This is a genomic window from Microbulbifer yueqingensis (assembly GCF_900100355.1).
GTDB lineage: Bacteria > Pseudomonadota > Gammaproteobacteria > Pseudomonadales > Cellvibrionaceae > Microbulbifer > Microbulbifer yueqingensis.
This window is the reverse complement of the sequence record NZ_FNFH01000002.1, coordinates 13,258-27,883: the sequence shown is the minus strand read 5'-3', so window position 1 is coordinate 27,883 and position 14,626 is coordinate 13,258. Positions and strand designations below refer to the sequence as shown.

Sequence of the window (14,626 nt, the reverse complement as noted above, 5' to 3'; positions counted from 1 at the left end):
CACCATGGAGAGCCTGTATTTCCTGATTCCGATAGCCATCATCTTCGTCGCGACGGCGGTGAAACTGTATTTCTGGGCCGTCAACAGCGGGCAGTATGACGACCTGGAAACCGAGGGGCGGCGCATTCTGTTTGATGAGGATGACCCGCTCGATCCGCTGCGGGCCCCGCCCCGCGATCAGCCCGACGGGGAGGAGCACCACGTTGACCGGTGAGTGGGGTTTCCTGGCCGCGGCGCTGGCGATCGGGTTCCTCGGCAGCAGTCACTGCATAGGCATGTGCGGTGGCATTGCCGGTGCGCTGGGTGTGGCTGTGCCCGATGGCCAGCCAGCCTGGGGCCGGCTGGTGGGATATTCTGCCGGCCGCCTGGCCAGCTACTCCCTTATGGGGGCGCTGGTGGGCGCGGTGGGCGCGGTTGCCTTGCCGGCACTGGGACCCCTGCGTGTCTTCGCCGGCCTGATGCTGATTGCCATGGCACTCTATGTCGCCGGCTGGTGGCGGGGCCTGGTGTGGCTGGAACGGGGCGGCGCGCGGCTGTGGCGCCATGTCCAGCCGCTGTCGGCGCGCCTGCTGCCGGTGCGTTCCACCCCGCAGGCGGTCGCGCTGGGTTCGCTGTGGGGCTGGCTGCCCTGCGGGCTGGTCTACAGTGCGCTCACTTTCGCCCTCGCCCAGGGCAGCGCCCTGCGCGCGGCGCTCGCCATGCTGGCCTTCGGGCTGGGTACTGTACCTGCAGTGATTGCCAGCGGCGCTGCCGCGGCGCAGGTACGCGGGCTGGTACAGCGCTCGTCAGTGCGGGTTGTGTTCGCGGCCGTGATATTGCTGTTTGGCCTCTGGACCCTCTGGGGCGGGCTGTCCCACAGTGGCCACGGTTCCCATGCTTCCACGCCGGGACAGGAGCCGGCGGCAGAGGCGGCCGACAGTCACCACCACCATCACTGAGCGCGACCTGGCTGGTCAGGCCCGGTCGACGATCTCCGAATGCCCCGCCTTGGTGGCGCAGTGCGCGCAGCAGAAGAAATCCCCACCCGCTTCCATACCGTGGCCCAGGATCCGGCAACTGCACTGTGCGCAGCGGGGCGCCAGGGCCTGAATGGCGCACTCGAAACTGTCGAAGGTGTGGTCTTCGCTGCCAATAGTGATTTTCATGGTCTTGTCGTATTCATTGCCGCAGGTTTCACACTGGTTCACGCGTCTTTCTCCTCGAGGGTCTGTTATCAGGAAGCCAGCAGCATCGCGCTGCGGCCATCCCCAATACTAGGCAAATTGAGGCCGGGCTGTGCTTCTGCCCGCGGTTTAGATCGCGCCAATTTGCGGCGGCATTCTCTGCTGCGGGGTGTCATATCTTGCCCACGGTCGCTCGACCACGGCTTACACTCAGGGATACCAGTGAAACCAATGGGGAACACCATGAGCAAGGATGACGAAAAATCAGCTTACGAGCAGAAGGTTGAAGCGAAATTGAAGGAATGGAATGCGAAGATCGAGGAGCTCGAGGCCAAGGCAGAAGGGGCGGAGGCCGACGCCAAGAAGGAGTATCGCGAGCAGCTGGACGATGCCCGCTCCAGGCGCGACGACCTTCGCGACCGGCTCGAGGACATGAAAAGCAAGAGCGGCTCGGCCTGGGACGAGGTCAAGGGTGGGGTCGAGCGGGCCTGGGATGAGCTTGAGAGATCAGTGAAGCACGCCCGCGACCGGCTGAAGTAAGCATTGCCGGGAGGGCGCGGGCAACCCTTGCTCTCCCGGCGGCACACTTCCGCCGGGGAGAGCGGCTTCAGCCGCCCGTCGGGGAACTGTCGATATCAATTCGCAGGGAGAGGTCCACTGCGCGCAGGTGCTTGGTCAGGCTGCCAGACGAGATATAGTCGACATCCAGGCCGGCCAGCTGCTCGAGCCTCTCGCTGTCGACGCTGCCGGAGATTTCGATCTTCGCCTTGCCCCTCGCCATGGCGATGGCGACGCGGGTGTCCTCTTCCGAAAATTCGTCCAGCATGATCACATCGGCGCCGCTTTCCAGCGCCTGCTGCAGTTCCTCCAGGTTCTCCACTTCCACCTCCACCAGCGCACCGGGCTTGATCTGGTGGGCCTGTGCAACAGCGCGGTCGATTCCCCCGGCGGCGGCGATGTGGTTCTCCTTGATCAGGAAGGCATCGTACAGGCCGATGCGGTGGTTGTGGCAGCCCCCGCAAAGGACCGCGTATTTCTGCGCGCTGCGCAGGCCGGGAATGGTCTTGCGCGTGTCGAGTATTTTTACCGTGGTTCCCGCGGCCAGCCTGGCAAAGTGCGCGGCCGTGGTGGCGGTGCCGGACAGTGTCTGCAAAAAGTTCAGGGCCGTGCGCTCTCCGGTCAAGATACTGCGGGCGTTGCCCTCCAGCTCGAAAATGACGGAGTCAGCGGCCACGCGCTCGCTGTCCTGGTATTGCCATTTGAGCTTGAGCGTGGGATCGATCTGCCTGAATACCTCCTCGACCCAGGCGCGTCCCGCCAGTGTGCAGTCCTCGCGGGTGATGACCCGGGCACGGGCCAAGCGGCCGGGCGGGATCAGCTGGGCAGTGATATCACCCTCACCGATGTCCTCCCGCAGCGCGAAAACCACCAGTTGCCGCAAGTCATCCATCAGGTTGGGTATGTCCGAGTCTTTCGGGTGCATAAAGCGGGACCTCTGTTGCGATGGCGCAAGTTTAACAAATGGGCGGGGATTTGGCGGCCCTACCCGGGCGGCGTTGCGGTGCAAAATAATTTGTGGCAACTGTGACTGAATTCGCAATTGCAGGCCTGAGGTCGTTTTCATCGATCACGGGGCCGGTAAACTAGCCACTGGTCGTATTGGTTTAGAGGTTTTCTGTCCGTTCCGGCGGGTTGGGCACCAGCCAATAGTATTGCTAGGGAGTGGTTGCACCGGATGGTGCTGGTCCGGCTGTCCAGGGGGCAGTGGGGACTTTGCGAGGCCGGCAGGGTAGTGTTAATGGAAAACCCGGATAAGGTTGTTGCTATCGGGAAGAGGTTATCGGACTCGAGTGAAGACCGCCGGGCACCGGCGGGCAGTCCCTCGGTGATGATCCTCGATGCTCTCCAGCAGCAGGTGAGTGGGCAGTTGCACGAGCAACTGAAGCGGATGTACGCGCGAACGGATGATTCCCTGTTTGCCATGGCTGAGCGCGCACATGGACAGGCGGAACAGGATGGCCTCTTCCAGGCGTTGCGCCTGTTACGGGTGGAGCGGCGCAATATCTCTGCGCGCTTTTCCGGTTACCTCCAGAACGCATTTGAGCTGAAGGAGATAGCCCCGCCCAAAACCGACCGGGAATCCGGCGGTAGCCTGTCCCTGGTGCAGAATGATGAGCTGGAGCAGATGGTCGCCGTGGATACCATGGTCGCCAATGCCCGGCGTGATTACTCCCAACCCCTCTCCGAGCTCTGCCTGCGCCTGGGCAGCCTTTACCGGAATAAGGTGTACGAAAAGAACCTGCCCCTGGGGCCGGGCGTGTTATGCGATGCGTTCGTCGCTGCTGCGTGGCCGCTCGACATCCATATCCGTGCCCGGCTGACGCTGTTGAAGAAGTTTGAGCAAGAGGTGATACAGCAACTCGGCAAGGTCTACGAGGTGGCCAACCGGCTGCTGGTCGAGCACGGGATCCTGCCGGATTTGCGGCCGCAGGGAAAGGTGAAGCAGGGGCCACGGCGGGGCGACGCCACGCCCCCCCGGGAGCCGCAATCCGTGGTGGAGGGCCCTGCCCCCGCCGGTGGTGCAGGGGCGCAGGGTGTTGTGGGCCTAGTGCCTTTCGGGGCAGGAGCTGTGCCACTGGCCACCGGGGACTTGCTCGCGCACCTGGGGGCGCTGCAGGACCAGGTGCCGGCCGAAAGCGCCAGCGGGCTGAAGCCACTGGACGTGGGGAACCTGCTTCAGCATTACCTTGTGCAGAGGAACCAGGCAGCCTCCCTCGACCGGGCCGATGGCGAAGTCATCAAGCTGGTGGAAATGCTGTTCTCCTTTATTGTTGAGGATCGCAACCTGGCCCAACCGGCAAAGGCCCTGCTGGGGCGTCTGCAGCTGCCGCTATTGAGGGTTGCCATTGCCGACAAGTCCTTCTTCAGCAAGGGGGGACACCCGGCACGCAAACTGCTGAACGAACTGGCCGATGCCGCGACCGGCTGGCAACCGCCGGAAGCGTACGACCGGGATCCCCTCTACCGGGAAATGCAGGCAGTGGTGGAGCGCGTACAGGCTGAGTTTAACCAGGACGTGGGCCTGTTCGAGGAACTCCTCTCGCACTTTCGCGAACAGGTCAGCAGGCAGCGCACGCGGGCAGAGTTACTTGAGAAACGGATTGTCGATGAGGCGGACAGCCGGGCGCGGGCCGAGGCTGCCCGAGTACGGGTCTCTGCGGTACTCGAGGCCCTGACGTCCGGCCGCGACCTACCGCCCGTGGTGAATGAGTGGCTGGAAAAGGTCTGGCGACAGTCGCTGTTTCTTACCTGCGTAAAATCCGGCCCTGACAGTGAAGCCTGGAGCAGTGAGGTGCGGGCAGTTCGCGACCTGGTGTGGAGCGTCGAGGCCCCCATGCCCGCGTACGCGCGCCAGCTGCAGGCCCTGCTGCCCTCCCTGCAGGCCCGCCTGCGGGAAAGTGCGCGCGCCGTGTCGCTTGCGCATATTGATGCGCGGCACTTGTTCGGCGGGCTGAAGGAAGTGTACCGGCAGCGCTTCGACAGCGCCCGCGCCGCTACCGGGCAGGTGCCGGCACAGCGCGAAACACCATCAGGCAATGGCGGCGATCCGGAACAGGAGTTCCCGGCGGTCGAGGAGCTGGAGCAGGCTGCCGAACAGGCGGGGCCAGCCGGGGAGCCCGCCGGGGAAGGCGGGCTGGCACCCCTGGCCGAGGACGATCCTCACTGGCAGCAAACTTTCCGGCTGGGGCAGGGCAGCTGGTTCGAGCTGCGACGGAGTGACCACGAAGGCTTCCGCTGTCGGCTTGCGGCAGTAATCAGGGACATCGAGCAGTTTATCTTCGTCAATCGCAACGGCGCGAAGGTGGCGCAATTCTCCCGCCTGGAACTCGCGCATGCGCTGCGCAGCGGCCAGCTACTGCCGCTGGATGACGGCATGCTGTTCGAGCGGGCCCTGCAATCAGTGATCGGCAGAAGCCGGTACTGGCGGGAAGAGAAGCTGTAGTCGCGCCTGTACCCGCTCGTCACAGGCTGGCGAAAGGGTTGCTTGCTGCTCAAATTGTCGTTCCGATATCCTCCCCCGATTTTTCCAGTTCTTTCTTCAAGACGCGCCTCACTGGTAAACAGAACGCTGTCTATAAATTCACCGAGCTAGTCGTGAGCGTACCAAGTAGTCCTGACTTTCGTGTCTTAACTCTTTCTTGTGGAAAAAAATCGATTAAATCCGCGTAAAACTGCATTGGCGCTCTTGCCAAAGGCATGCGAGTCGCGGATATTTCAAACTTCTTCGAATACCATTAAAAATGCTACCTCCGTCACATTGTTGTGGTGACCGGGTTTGCGTTCTCGATGCGGTTGAACACCCCTGTTCTGCTGCGCAGAGAAGTGGGCAGTTCAGGCCCGGCACGGCCGGGCCGTTAGGATAAACGGACTCTGCCCGCGTCAGGATGACGATTTTGAGGCCCCAATGAGCACAGACGAATTTCCCCGCGTAGTAAGTTTTACTGACAAGAGCCAGCATCGCGATACCGACTTCGCCCCGCCCCCCAAGCTTCCCCGACAGGTTACCGCTGTTCGCGACACCGCGAGTAGCTGGCTATTTGCGCGGATGAAGGAAGTTTTCGCCGAGGTGGATGACAGCCTGTTTGAAACCGCCGAGAAGGTACACCGGCAGGATGAGCAGGACGGCATCTTCCAGGCTCTGCGTAGCCTGCGTCTCGAGCGCCACCGCCTGACCGACCAGTTTGTCAGCCTCGTTGGTAAAGGGTTTGCGGAAGTGCCTGCACACGCGGAGAGGGACGGGGGGTTCGCCGACGAGGGCGAGCGAGCGGAGCCCGGGCTGTCGCTGGTCCAGGACGAGGAACTCGAGCAGCAGGTCGCACTGAAAAGCATCATCGCGGCGGGAAAGCGGGATTTCGCCAGTCCGATCGCCGAACTCGCCCTGCGCCTCGACACGCTGATGCCGGTAAAGATTTACGATGACAATATGCCGCTGTCGCCCGCGGCCATCTGCCGAGCGCTGCACAGGGCACTGAAGCCCCTGAACATCCACCTGCGTGCGCGGCTCATCATCCTGAAGAAGTTTGAAAAACTGCTCGCCAGCAGGCTGGACGCCCTGTACCGCAATTGTAACCAGCTGCTGGTCGAGAACGGCGTGCTGCCTGACCTGAAGGATCCGCTACTGGCGCGTGCCGCAAGGTCCCGGCCCCCTCGTCCCGCTGGGAGTGCCGTGCCCCCGCCCCCTCCCGGGGCGCCCGCGGAATCCCGCTCGACCTCGGGGGGGATACCTTCTCCCGGCACGGGTGCCGGGATCGCGGCAGCAGGCGCCGGCCCCGGCGCTTCGGCACCCGGTTACCCCCCGGCTGCCGGCCCCGGCGCTGCCGGGACCGGTTATGCCCCGGCCGCCGGGCCAGGTGCTGCGGGATCCGGTTACCCCCCGGCCGCCGGAGCTGGTGTAGCCCCAGGGCACGCAGCAGGGTCCGCGAATAGCGGCGATAGCGGCGGCTATGGCCTGGTGCCGGCCGCACCGGGTGTCGCCGCCATGGCCACCCCGGACCTGTTGCAGCACCTGGGTGAACTTCAGGTGAGTGTGCCCCTGCAGGATTCCAGTATCGGCCAGATAGTGGACGTCAACACCCTGTTGCAGCAGCGGCTGGTACAGGAGAAGCGCGCGGCATCTCTGGAAGAGCTCGATATCGAAGTCATCCGCATGGTGGATATGCTGTTCTCCTTCATGCTGGAGGACCGCAACCTGGCGGAGCCAATCAAGGTACAGCTGGTCCGGTTGCAGTTGCCGTTACTGAAACTGGCTGTGGCAGACAAGGCCTTTTTCAGCAAGGGCGGGCATCCCGCCCGTCGCCTGTTCAACGCGCTGGCCGACGCGGCGATCGGCTGGCAGGCTGGCAAAAACTACAAGCACGACCGCTTCTACCTGGAGATCTGCCGTGTGGTCGAGCGGGTGTTGCGTGACTTCGACAGCGACGAGGGGCTGTTCGATGAGCTGCTGCAGGACTTTGAAACCTTTGTCAGCCGCGAGCGCCTGCGCGCCAAGATAATGGAGAAACGCACCCTGGATGAGGTGCAGGGCAAGGCGCGCATCGAAGCGGCCAAGGCCAGGGTGGCGGCGGTATTCGAAGCCCTGACGGCCGAGCGCCAGTTGCCACGCATTGTCCACCTCTGGCTGAACCGCGTCTGGAACAATGTCCTGTTCCGCGCCTGCCTGAAAGACGGCACCGAGAGCGAAGGCTGGCGCAGGAGTGTACTGACTGCCCGGGACCTGGTGTGGAGCGCGGTGGCTCCGATGCCGGAGAGCGCTTTCAAGATGCAGCAGCTGCTGCCGGGCCTGCGCAGGCGACTGGAAGAGGGCGCACTGTCCCTCAGTATCAACAAATCCGAGCTGGCCCGCCTGCTGCAGGCCCTGGACGCCTTCCACGCCGAGCGCCAGAAGCTGGCTGACCGGGTGGAATCCGAACGCGAGCGCCGCACGCGCGAGCGCCTGGTGCAGGAATTGCTGCGCGAGGCCGACAGCGTGATGAAGATCCCCGAGTCCCACCTGTCCGGAGATGCCGGAGATAGCGATAGCACGGTGATTGACCAGGCTGCTGATGGTGGGGAAGCCGAGCCTCTCGCTGGGGACTCTGCACTCGCTGAGGGCTCTGCACTCGCTGAGGGCTCTGCAGATGTCGAGCTGGTGGACAGCGAGACCGACCTGCCGGCCCCGGAGGAGCTGGAGCGGTTGTCCCGGGAAGCCGTCTCGACGGCGCGTCCCTCTTTACCGGCGCTGGCTGACACCGATGAATACTGGCGCCAGACCTATCACCTCAAGGACAGCTGGTTCATGCTGGAGAAAAAGGACTCTGCGGCCTCTCGCTGCCGGCTGGCGGCAATTATCCGCGATCTCGACCAGTTCATGTTCGTCAATCGCAGTGGGGCGCGGGTGGCGGTCTACTCCCGCCTGGAACTGGCTCACGCGCTGCGCGCGGGGCTTCTCAAGCCCCTGGAGCAGGGCCCCCTGTTCGAGCGCGCGCTGCGCTACGTGGTGGGCAACATCGGCGAGACCAAGCTGGAAGTCGAGGTGAGCGATTCCATGGCCGAGGCACACAGCTGACCTGTTTTCGGCGAAAGGTGCAGACCGGCGTGGCAATATCACCAGCGGCTCCATAGAATGCTGGCAGACGATTGCCGCGGGAGAAAGGAGGTCTGACTGTGGAATACCAGGTTGAATCCGGTTGGCTCACCGGTGCGCGCAAGGTGCCGAGCCCCCACTGCAACGACCGCCCGGCCGGTACGGAGGTGGACCTGCTGGTAATCCACTGTATCAGCTTGCCACCAGGCCAGTATGGCGGCCCCTGGATCGATGACTTCTTCCAGGGAAAGCTGGATACCTCTGCCCACCCTTATTTCGAGGAAATCGGCGAGTTGCGGGTGTCCGCCCACCTGCTGGTCGATCGTGCGGGGGTGGTGACCCAGTATGTCCCATTCGATCGCCGCGCGTGGCACGCGGGCCAGTCTGAGTTCTGTGGCCGTGAGGGCTGCAACGATTTCTCCATCGGTATCGAGCTCGAGGGCCTGGATACCGACACCTACACCGATGCCCAGTATCACGCGCTCGCCGGGGTCACTGCGGCAATCATGGCTGCTTACCCCCTGATCACCACTGACCGGATCACCGGGCACTCCGATATTGCCCCCGTGCGCAAGCTCGACCCCGGCCCCGGGTTTGACTGGCAGCGCTACCTACGTGAGGTCGCGGCCCAGCGTTCCTCGTCCTGACCGTCCCCAGAAGAACGACGCCCGGGAGGTTTTTTCCGGCGGCGCCAGGCGTTATTCTGTGAGCCTGGAGAGCTTCTGCTGAGAATATCGTATGGCACTGATCATAGTGTTAATCACGCTGGCACTGGTCCAGGTCTGGGGTTCGGGAAGGCCGGTCCACCACGATGGCTGGTTCGAGCGCTGGCGCGAGACCATGGCGGGGCACGCAGCCCTGCAAGGCAATGCCGGCCTGAAACTCGCCGCCACGGTGTACCCCGCGGTCCTGTTGGCAGCACTGGTCATGGTGCTGGCCGAGGCAGCACTCGGGTGGCTGGGGATCCTGCTGGCCGGCGTGCCGCTGTTGCTCTATTGCCTGGGGCGCGGCAATTTCAACGCCATAGTTTCCGATTACCTGCGCAGCTGGTACCAGGGCGACCTGGAGCAGGCCCAGGCTGCGGCGGCGCCGTTGCTGAGCGAGCTGCACGAGGAACCCGGCGGCCCCCGCCAGCTGCATGAACAGGTCTTCCGCGGCGCCGCATACTGCGCCTTCGAGCGCCTTTTTGCGGTGCTTTTCTGGTTCCTGGTGCTGGGTATTCCCGGTGCGTTGCTGTTTCGCCTCAGCGCCCTGTATGCAGAATTGTCCCGTGGAACTACCGATGAGGCCACCGCCTCGCGCTGGCTGTGGCTACTGGAGTGGCTGCCGGTGCGGATTATGGGATTCAGTTTTGCGATTGTGGGGAATTTCGCCGGCTGCTACCAGGCCTGGCGCCAGTGCCTGACCTGCCGCGAGCGGGATACCGATGAAGTGCTGGAAGCCTACCTCGAGGGTGCGCTTGGTGGCATCGATGCCAGCCAGTGCAGTGTCGGCGGTGAGGTAGGCGAGGCGCAGCGATTCTGCGGTGCACAGCTGGAAGGGCTGCAGTCGCTGTTGTCGCGCGCGCTGCTGCTGTGGGTCACCGTGATGGCGCTCGTGGTGCTGTTCGGGTATTGAGAGGAGGCCGCGCCGGCACCTTTACGATCGATGTGGCTGGAACATGATTCGGTGAACCAGTCCCCGTATTGGAATTCTGTTCCTGTTTTGACCTTGACTCTGGTGGCTCCGGCTTCGATATTGCTGCCCGGGAGCTCCGGGATACCAGCCGGTCCGGGGCGAGGAAGATAACAACAACGAAAAATACCAGCGAGGGGCGAATCGATTTCGATGGAAGAGAATACCTTGGAGCCTCAACTGTCATCTGAAAGTGCTGCCGGTCATGACCACGGGCGCAGCACCGCCGCCCTGGTGGGTGGATTGCGCGCCTATTTCCGCAGCGGTACCACGGCCGAGCTTTCCTGGCGCCGCCAGCAGCTGCGCCAGTTGCGCAAGATGATTACGGAGAATGAGGCGCGTTTCCTGCAGGCCCTGGGTGAAGACCTGCACAAGGCCCCGCAGGAAAGTTACATGACTGAAGTCTCGGCTGTCTGCGGGGACATTGACCACGCTCTCAGGCGGCTGAAAAGCTGGGTGAAGCCCCGGCGTGTATCGACCCCGCTGGTAGCGCAGCCGGCGCGGAGCTACGTGCAGCCCGAGCCGCTCGGGGTAGTACTGATCATCGGGGCCTGGAATTACCCCCTGCAGTTGCTGCTGTCGCCGCTGGTGCCGGCCATCGCAGCGGGCAACTGCGCGGTGGTGAAACCGTCGGAGCTCGCGCCCGCAACGTCCGCCCTGGTGGCACAATTGCTGCCGCGTTACCTGGACAGCGATGCCTTTGCCTGCGTGGAGGGAGCGGTACCCGAGACCACGGCACTGCTCGAGCAGCGCTGGGACCACATTCTATATACCGGTGGTGGCCATGTGGGCAAGATTGTCATGCAGGCTGCCGCCAAGCACCTTACCCCTGTTACCCTCGAGCTGGGTGGCAAGAGCCCCTGTATCGTTGCCGACGACGCCGATATCGCGGTGACCGCGAGGCGTATCGCCTGGGGCAAGTTCACCAATGCGGGACAGACCTGTATCGCGCCTGATTATCTCCTCTGCACGCGGGGCACGGCCGAGCGGCTGGTGCCGGCGATCGAGGCAGAGGTCACCAGGATGTTCGGTCCGGAACCGCAAGAATCACCGGACTACGGCCGCATTATCAACCGGCGCCATGCAGAGCGCCTCGCTGCCTACCTGGGCGAGGGCCAGGTGGCCTGGGGTGGACAGGTGGACCTGGATAACTGCTATGTGGCGCCGACGCTGCTGCGCGATACCGGTGTTGATGCCCGGGTCATGCAGGAAGAAATTTTCGGCCCCATCCTGCCCGTCATCGAGCTGGATGACTTGCGTGAAGCCGAGGACTTCGTCAACCGGCGCGAGAAGCCGCTGGCACTCTATGTCTTTACCTCGAACAGTGCCATGGCAGACAGGTTTCTCTCCCGCTGCAGTTCGGGCAATGCCTGCGTGAACGACTGCATGATGTTTATGGCTGCGCATGAACTGCCGTTTGGCGGGGTAGGGCAGAGCGGCATGGGCAACTATCACGGGGAACATGGTTTCCGGACCTTCAGCCACTTCAAGGCGGTGATGAAGCGTGCCTATGCCCTGGACCTGGCCCTGCGCTATGCGCCTTTCAGTGCGGCAAAGCTCAGGCTGTTGCGTTGGCTGCGCTGACCTTCCGGCCTGTGCCGGTTGCAGTACACTGTTCACATAGCGCTGGATGAGCTGTCTTTCCCATGCCCGACCACAATCTTGACCTACCCGGTAGCGCGGAAGTCTTCAGTGCCGCCCAGGATATTGCGGAACAGATTCACCGCACGCCCCTGATTGGCAGTAGTCAGATAGACCGTCACTGCGATGCGAATATCTTCTTTAAATGCGAACACCTGCAGAAGACCGGTGCCTTCAAGGCCCGGGGCGCCAGTAATGCCCTGTGCCGGCTGCCGGCCGGGACAAGCATGGTGGCAACCCATTCCTCCGGGAATCACGGCGCCGCGCTGGCGTGGGCGGCCGGGGCGCGGGGGCTGGCCTGTACCGTGGTCATGCCGGACACCGCACCGCTCGCCAAGCGGGCGGCGGTGGCCGGCTATGGGGCGGAAATAGTCCTGTGCGGCCCGTCCCTGGCGGACCGGGAGGCGGCATTACAGAGAGTTGTCGAGGACTCGGGTGCCCATGTGGTGCCGCCTTTCGATGACAGCCGCGTCATAGCGGGGCAGGGCACAGTGGCGCTGGAAATTGCCCAGCAGTGTCGCGAAGAGGGGTTCATGCCGGATATCGTGCTGGCCCCGGTGGGCGGGGGCGGCCTGCTGGCGGGTGTCGGTCTTGCGCTGTCTGCCCTGGCGCCGGACATACTGGTAATGGGCGCCGAGCCCGCCGGTGCGGATGACGCGCAACGATCCCTGCGCACGGGTGTGCATATCACCGCGCAGACGCCAGATACCATTGCCGACGGTTTGCGAACCACGCTGGGCCAGCGTAACTTTGCGGTAATACGCCGGACCGTGAGCGATATCGTCACTGCCAGTGAATCCGCTATCGTCGCGGCCATGCAGCTGCTGTGGACGCGGACGAAGCAACTGGTGGAACCCTCCGCCGCCGTGCCGCTGGCCGCGATTATGGAGAACAGCGCGCGCTTTCGCGGCAAGAAGGTAGTGGTCGTATTGAGTGGCGGGAACATGGACCTGGTAAGGGCGGTGTCCCTGTTTGCAGAGGAAGATAAGTCATCATGAGATTTCCAGGATTCAGCCTGCGGATGGCCGGGGTGCGGTGGTTGGCTACTGCTAAACTGATGGCTGCCAGTTTGCTGGCGGTATTTGCCGGACAGGCATCCGCGGGGGACCTGACCCTTTCGTCGGAGAGTCTGCAGCAGGGCGAGCGCATGCCCATGGCGCATGTTTACCACGGCTGTGGCGGCGATAATATTTCCCCGCCCCTGAGCTGGAGCGGCGCGCCCGAGGGCACCAGGAGCTACGCGCTGATGGTCCACGACCCGGACGCCCCCACCGGCAGTGGCTGGTGGCACTGGGTGATATTCAATATCCCGGCTGACGTCACCAGCCTGGAGGCAGGTGCCGGCGAGCTGAAGAACGGCCTGGTGCCGGAAGCGATCCAGGTGCGTAACGACTACGGTGCGCCCGGCTACGGCGGTGCCTGCCCGCCCAAGGGGCATGGCAAGCACCGCTACCAGTTCCGCCTCTATGCGCTGGGTGTGGAGCAGTTGCCCCTCGACGAGAACGCAACGCCCGCCCAGGTCGGTTTCCAGATCAATGCCAACAAGCTGGCAGAGGCGGAACTCGAGGTCACCTGGAGCCGCTGACGGCCATTACCCCGGGCCGGGCGTTGTACCGGCGATTTTGCGCTCACACGGAATAACAAGGACAGCTCAGCGGCATGGCAGAAGAGAAACTTTCCTGGGGACAGGCCCTGCGGGTCTACCTCAAGCCCCGCGTTCTGGCGATGTTTTTCCTCGGCTTTTCTGCCGGCCTGCCTTTCCTGCTGGTATTTTCCACCCTTTCTGCCTGGCTGACGGATTACGGTGTCAGCAAGACCACCATCGGTTTCTTTGCCCTGGTGGGGCTAACCTATTCCATCAAGTTCGCCTGGGCGCCGGTGATCGATCACCTGAAACTGCCGTTCCTCACCCGCTGGATGGGCAAGCGCCGAAGCTGGCTGGTGGTATCCCAGCTGGGTGTTGCCCTGGGATTGCTGACCCTGTCACAGGTCAATCCCCAGCTCGCGCTGACACAGGTTGCGGTGGTATCCGTCGTTATAGCCTTCTGCGCCGCATCCCAGGATGTGGTGATCGATGCGTACCGGATCGAGTCCGTGCGGGAGGAGTTGCAGGGGGCCATGGCGGCCAATTATGTGTTCGGTTACCGGGTTGCCCTGCTGGTCGCCGGGGGAGGAGCGCTTTTCCTCGCCGATATCGGCACCTGGTCCTCCTCCTATATGACCATGGCGGCGTTGATGGGCGTCGGTGTCATCACGACGCTGCTGGTTGCCGAGCCGGACCACACCCGGGCCCAGGACCTGGCCGAGCCGTTCGAACATACCTGGGTCGACCGGATCATGGGCAGCGGCCGGCACAGCCCGATCAAAGAGTGGTTTGTGCGGGCCGTGGTCTGCCCATTCCTGGAGTTTTTCCAGCGCAACGGCCGCTTCGCGCTGGTGCTGCTCCTCTTTATCGGCATCTATCGCGTGAGCGACCTGGCCATGGGGGTGATGGCAAACCCGTTCTACCTGGACCTGGGTTTCAGCAAGACTGACATCGCCCAGATCGTGAAGGTCTACGGGTTCTTTTTCTCAATCGCCGGAGCCTACCTGGGAGGCCTGCTGGTGGCGCATTACGGCATCCCGCGGCCGCTGATCCTCGGTGCGGTGCTGGTGGCGGCCACCAACCTGCTATTCGCCAACCTGGCCCTGATCGGCCCGGAGAAGATGTGGCTGGCGCTGGTGATCAGTGCCGACAACATCAGTGCGGGTATCTCGAACACCGTGTTTATCGCCTATCTCTCGAGCCTGGTGAACCAGGAGTACACAGCCACCCAGTACGCCCTGTTCAGTTCACTGATGACACTGCCGGGCAAGTTCATCAGCGCTTTCTCGGGCATCGTTGTGGATACCCAGGGGTACGCGGAGTTCTTTGTATACGCCGCAATCCTGGGTATCCCGGCTATTCTGCTGGCAACCTACGTCTGGTGGCGTGACGCCCGGCAGCAGGCGGCCGAGCCCACCACTGGCCAGTAACGGCGGGACG

At 63.4% G+C, this 14,626-nt stretch carries 13 protein-coding genes; 11 read left to right on the top strand and 2 right to left on the bottom strand.

All coding sequences use genetic code 11. The annotated features are described in order from the left end of the window. The first annotated feature begins 4 nt into the window (after positions 1 to 4). Both ccoS and BLT26_RS04005 read left to right on the top strand, forming a co-directional pair. Complete coding sequence (gene ccoS, locus BLT26_RS04010; protein ID WP_091508941.1) at positions 5 to 214, top strand: cbb3-type cytochrome oxidase assembly protein CcoS; 210 nt, start codon at positions 5 to 7, stop codon at positions 212 to 214. Beyond that, positions 204 to 938 (top strand): sulfite exporter TauE/SafE family protein, encoded by a 735-nt coding sequence (locus BLT26_RS04005; protein WP_245720584.1) that lies wholly within the window; start codon positions 204 to 206, stop codon positions 936 to 938. Before ccoS ends, BLT26_RS04005 begins: the two co-directional genes overlap by 11 nt. A 15-nt stretch (positions 939 to 953) precedes the next feature. Here BLT26_RS04005 and BLT26_RS04000 read toward each other — a convergent pair whose 3' ends face one another. Then, a complete protein-coding gene (locus BLT26_RS04000) occupies positions 954 to 1,187 on the bottom strand; it encodes a hypothetical protein (protein WP_217631369.1) in 234 nt (77 codons plus the stop codon). 219 nt (positions 1,188 to 1,406) lie between these two features. On the opposite strand from BLT26_RS04000, the gene BLT26_RS03995 reads away from it, so the two are divergent. After that, a complete protein-coding gene (locus BLT26_RS03995) occupies positions 1,407 to 1,703 on the top strand; it encodes a sll1863 family stress response protein (protein WP_139169401.1) in 297 nt (98 codons plus the stop codon). Positions 1,704 to 1,770: 67 nt separating this feature from the next. Here BLT26_RS03995 and nadC read toward each other — a convergent pair whose 3' ends face one another. Continuing rightward, positions 1,771 to 2,646, bottom strand: a complete 876-nt coding sequence (gene nadC, locus BLT26_RS03990; protein WP_245720583.1) for a carboxylating nicotinate-nucleotide diphosphorylase — start codon at positions 2,644 to 2,646, stop codon at positions 1,771 to 1,773. Positions 2,647 to 2,961: 315 nt separating this feature from the next. Here nadC and BLT26_RS03985 point away from each other — a divergent pair, with 315 nt between their 5' ends. From BLT26_RS03985 to BLT26_RS03950, 8 genes are all read left to right on the top strand, one after another. After that, positions 2,962 to 5,166, top strand: a complete 2,205-nt coding sequence (locus BLT26_RS03985) for a DUF1631 domain-containing protein (protein ID WP_091508930.1) — start codon at positions 2,962 to 2,964, stop codon at positions 5,164 to 5,166. Between the two features lie 462 nt (positions 5,167 to 5,628). Further along, on the top strand, positions 5,629 to 8,268 hold the full coding sequence (locus BLT26_RS03980) for a DUF1631 domain-containing protein (protein WP_091508926.1): 2,640 nt from the start codon (positions 5,629 to 5,631) through the stop codon (positions 8,266 to 8,268). 98 nt (positions 8,269 to 8,366) lie between these two features. Further along, positions 8,367 to 8,933, top strand: coding sequence for a 1,6-anhydro-N-acetylmuramyl-L-alanine amidase AmpD (gene ampD, locus BLT26_RS03975; protein ID WP_091508923.1), 567 nt, complete (start codon positions 8,367 to 8,369; stop codon positions 8,931 to 8,933). Between the two features lie 91 nt (positions 8,934 to 9,024). Continuing rightward, positions 9,025 to 9,903, top strand: coding sequence for a regulatory signaling modulator protein AmpE (ampE, locus tag BLT26_RS03970; RefSeq protein WP_091508920.1), 879 nt, complete (start codon positions 9,025 to 9,027; stop codon positions 9,901 to 9,903). 225 nt (positions 9,904 to 10,128) lie between these two features. After that, positions 10,129 to 11,544 (top strand): aldehyde dehydrogenase family protein, encoded by a 1,416-nt coding sequence (locus BLT26_RS03965; RefSeq protein WP_245720582.1) that lies wholly within the window; start codon positions 10,129 to 10,131, stop codon positions 11,542 to 11,544. A 62-nt stretch (positions 11,545 to 11,606) separates the two neighbouring features. Then, a complete protein-coding gene (locus tag BLT26_RS03960) occupies positions 11,607 to 12,599 on the top strand; it encodes a threonine ammonia-lyase (RefSeq protein WP_091508913.1) in 993 nt (330 codons plus the stop codon). Further along, the gene (locus BLT26_RS03955; RefSeq protein WP_245720581.1) at positions 12,596 to 13,186 is read left to right on the top strand and encodes a YbhB/YbcL family Raf kinase inhibitor-like protein; all 591 of its coding nucleotides are present in this window, start codon (positions 12,596 to 12,598) and stop codon (positions 13,184 to 13,186) included. Before BLT26_RS03960 ends, BLT26_RS03955 begins: the two co-directional genes overlap by 4 nt. Before the next feature lie 74 nt (positions 13,187 to 13,260). Then, positions 13,261 to 14,616 (top strand): AmpG family muropeptide MFS transporter, encoded by a 1,356-nt coding sequence (locus BLT26_RS03950; RefSeq protein ID WP_091508906.1) that lies wholly within the window; start codon positions 13,261 to 13,263, stop codon positions 14,614 to 14,616. Positions 14,617 to 14,626 lie beyond the last annotated feature (10 nt).

What these genes read in the sequence shown, in the direction of transcription:
- ccoS (WP_091508941.1), top strand. Translation starts at nt 5, where the DNA reads ATGGAGAGCCTGTATTTCCTGATTCCGATAGCCATCATCTTCGTCGCG.
- BLT26_RS03995 (WP_139169401.1), top strand. Translation starts at nt 1,407, where the DNA reads ATGAGCAAGGATGACGAAAAATCAGCTTACGAGCAGAAGGTTGAAGCG.
- nadC (WP_245720583.1), bottom strand. Translation starts at nt 2,646, where the DNA reads ATGCACCCGAAAGACTCGGACATACCCAACCTGATGGATGACTTGCGG.
- BLT26_RS03985 (WP_091508930.1), top strand. Translation starts at nt 2,962, where the DNA reads ATGGAAAACCCGGATAAGGTTGTTGCTATCGGGAAGAGGTTATCGGAC.
- BLT26_RS03980 (WP_091508926.1), top strand. Translation starts at nt 5,629, where the DNA reads ATGAGCACAGACGAATTTCCCCGCGTAGTAAGTTTTACTGACAAGAGC.
- ampE (WP_091508920.1), top strand. Translation starts at nt 9,025, where the DNA reads ATGGCACTGATCATAGTGTTAATCACGCTGGCACTGGTCCAGGTCTGG.
- BLT26_RS03960 (WP_091508913.1), top strand. Translation starts at nt 11,607, where the DNA reads ATGCCCGACCACAATCTTGACCTACCCGGTAGCGCGGAAGTCTTCAGT.
- BLT26_RS03955 (WP_245720581.1), top strand. Translation starts at nt 12,596, where the DNA reads ATGAGATTTCCAGGATTCAGCCTGCGGATGGCCGGGGTGCGGTGGTTG.
- BLT26_RS03950 (WP_091508906.1), top strand. Translation starts at nt 13,261, where the DNA reads ATGGCAGAAGAGAAACTTTCCTGGGGACAGGCCCTGCGGGTCTACCTC.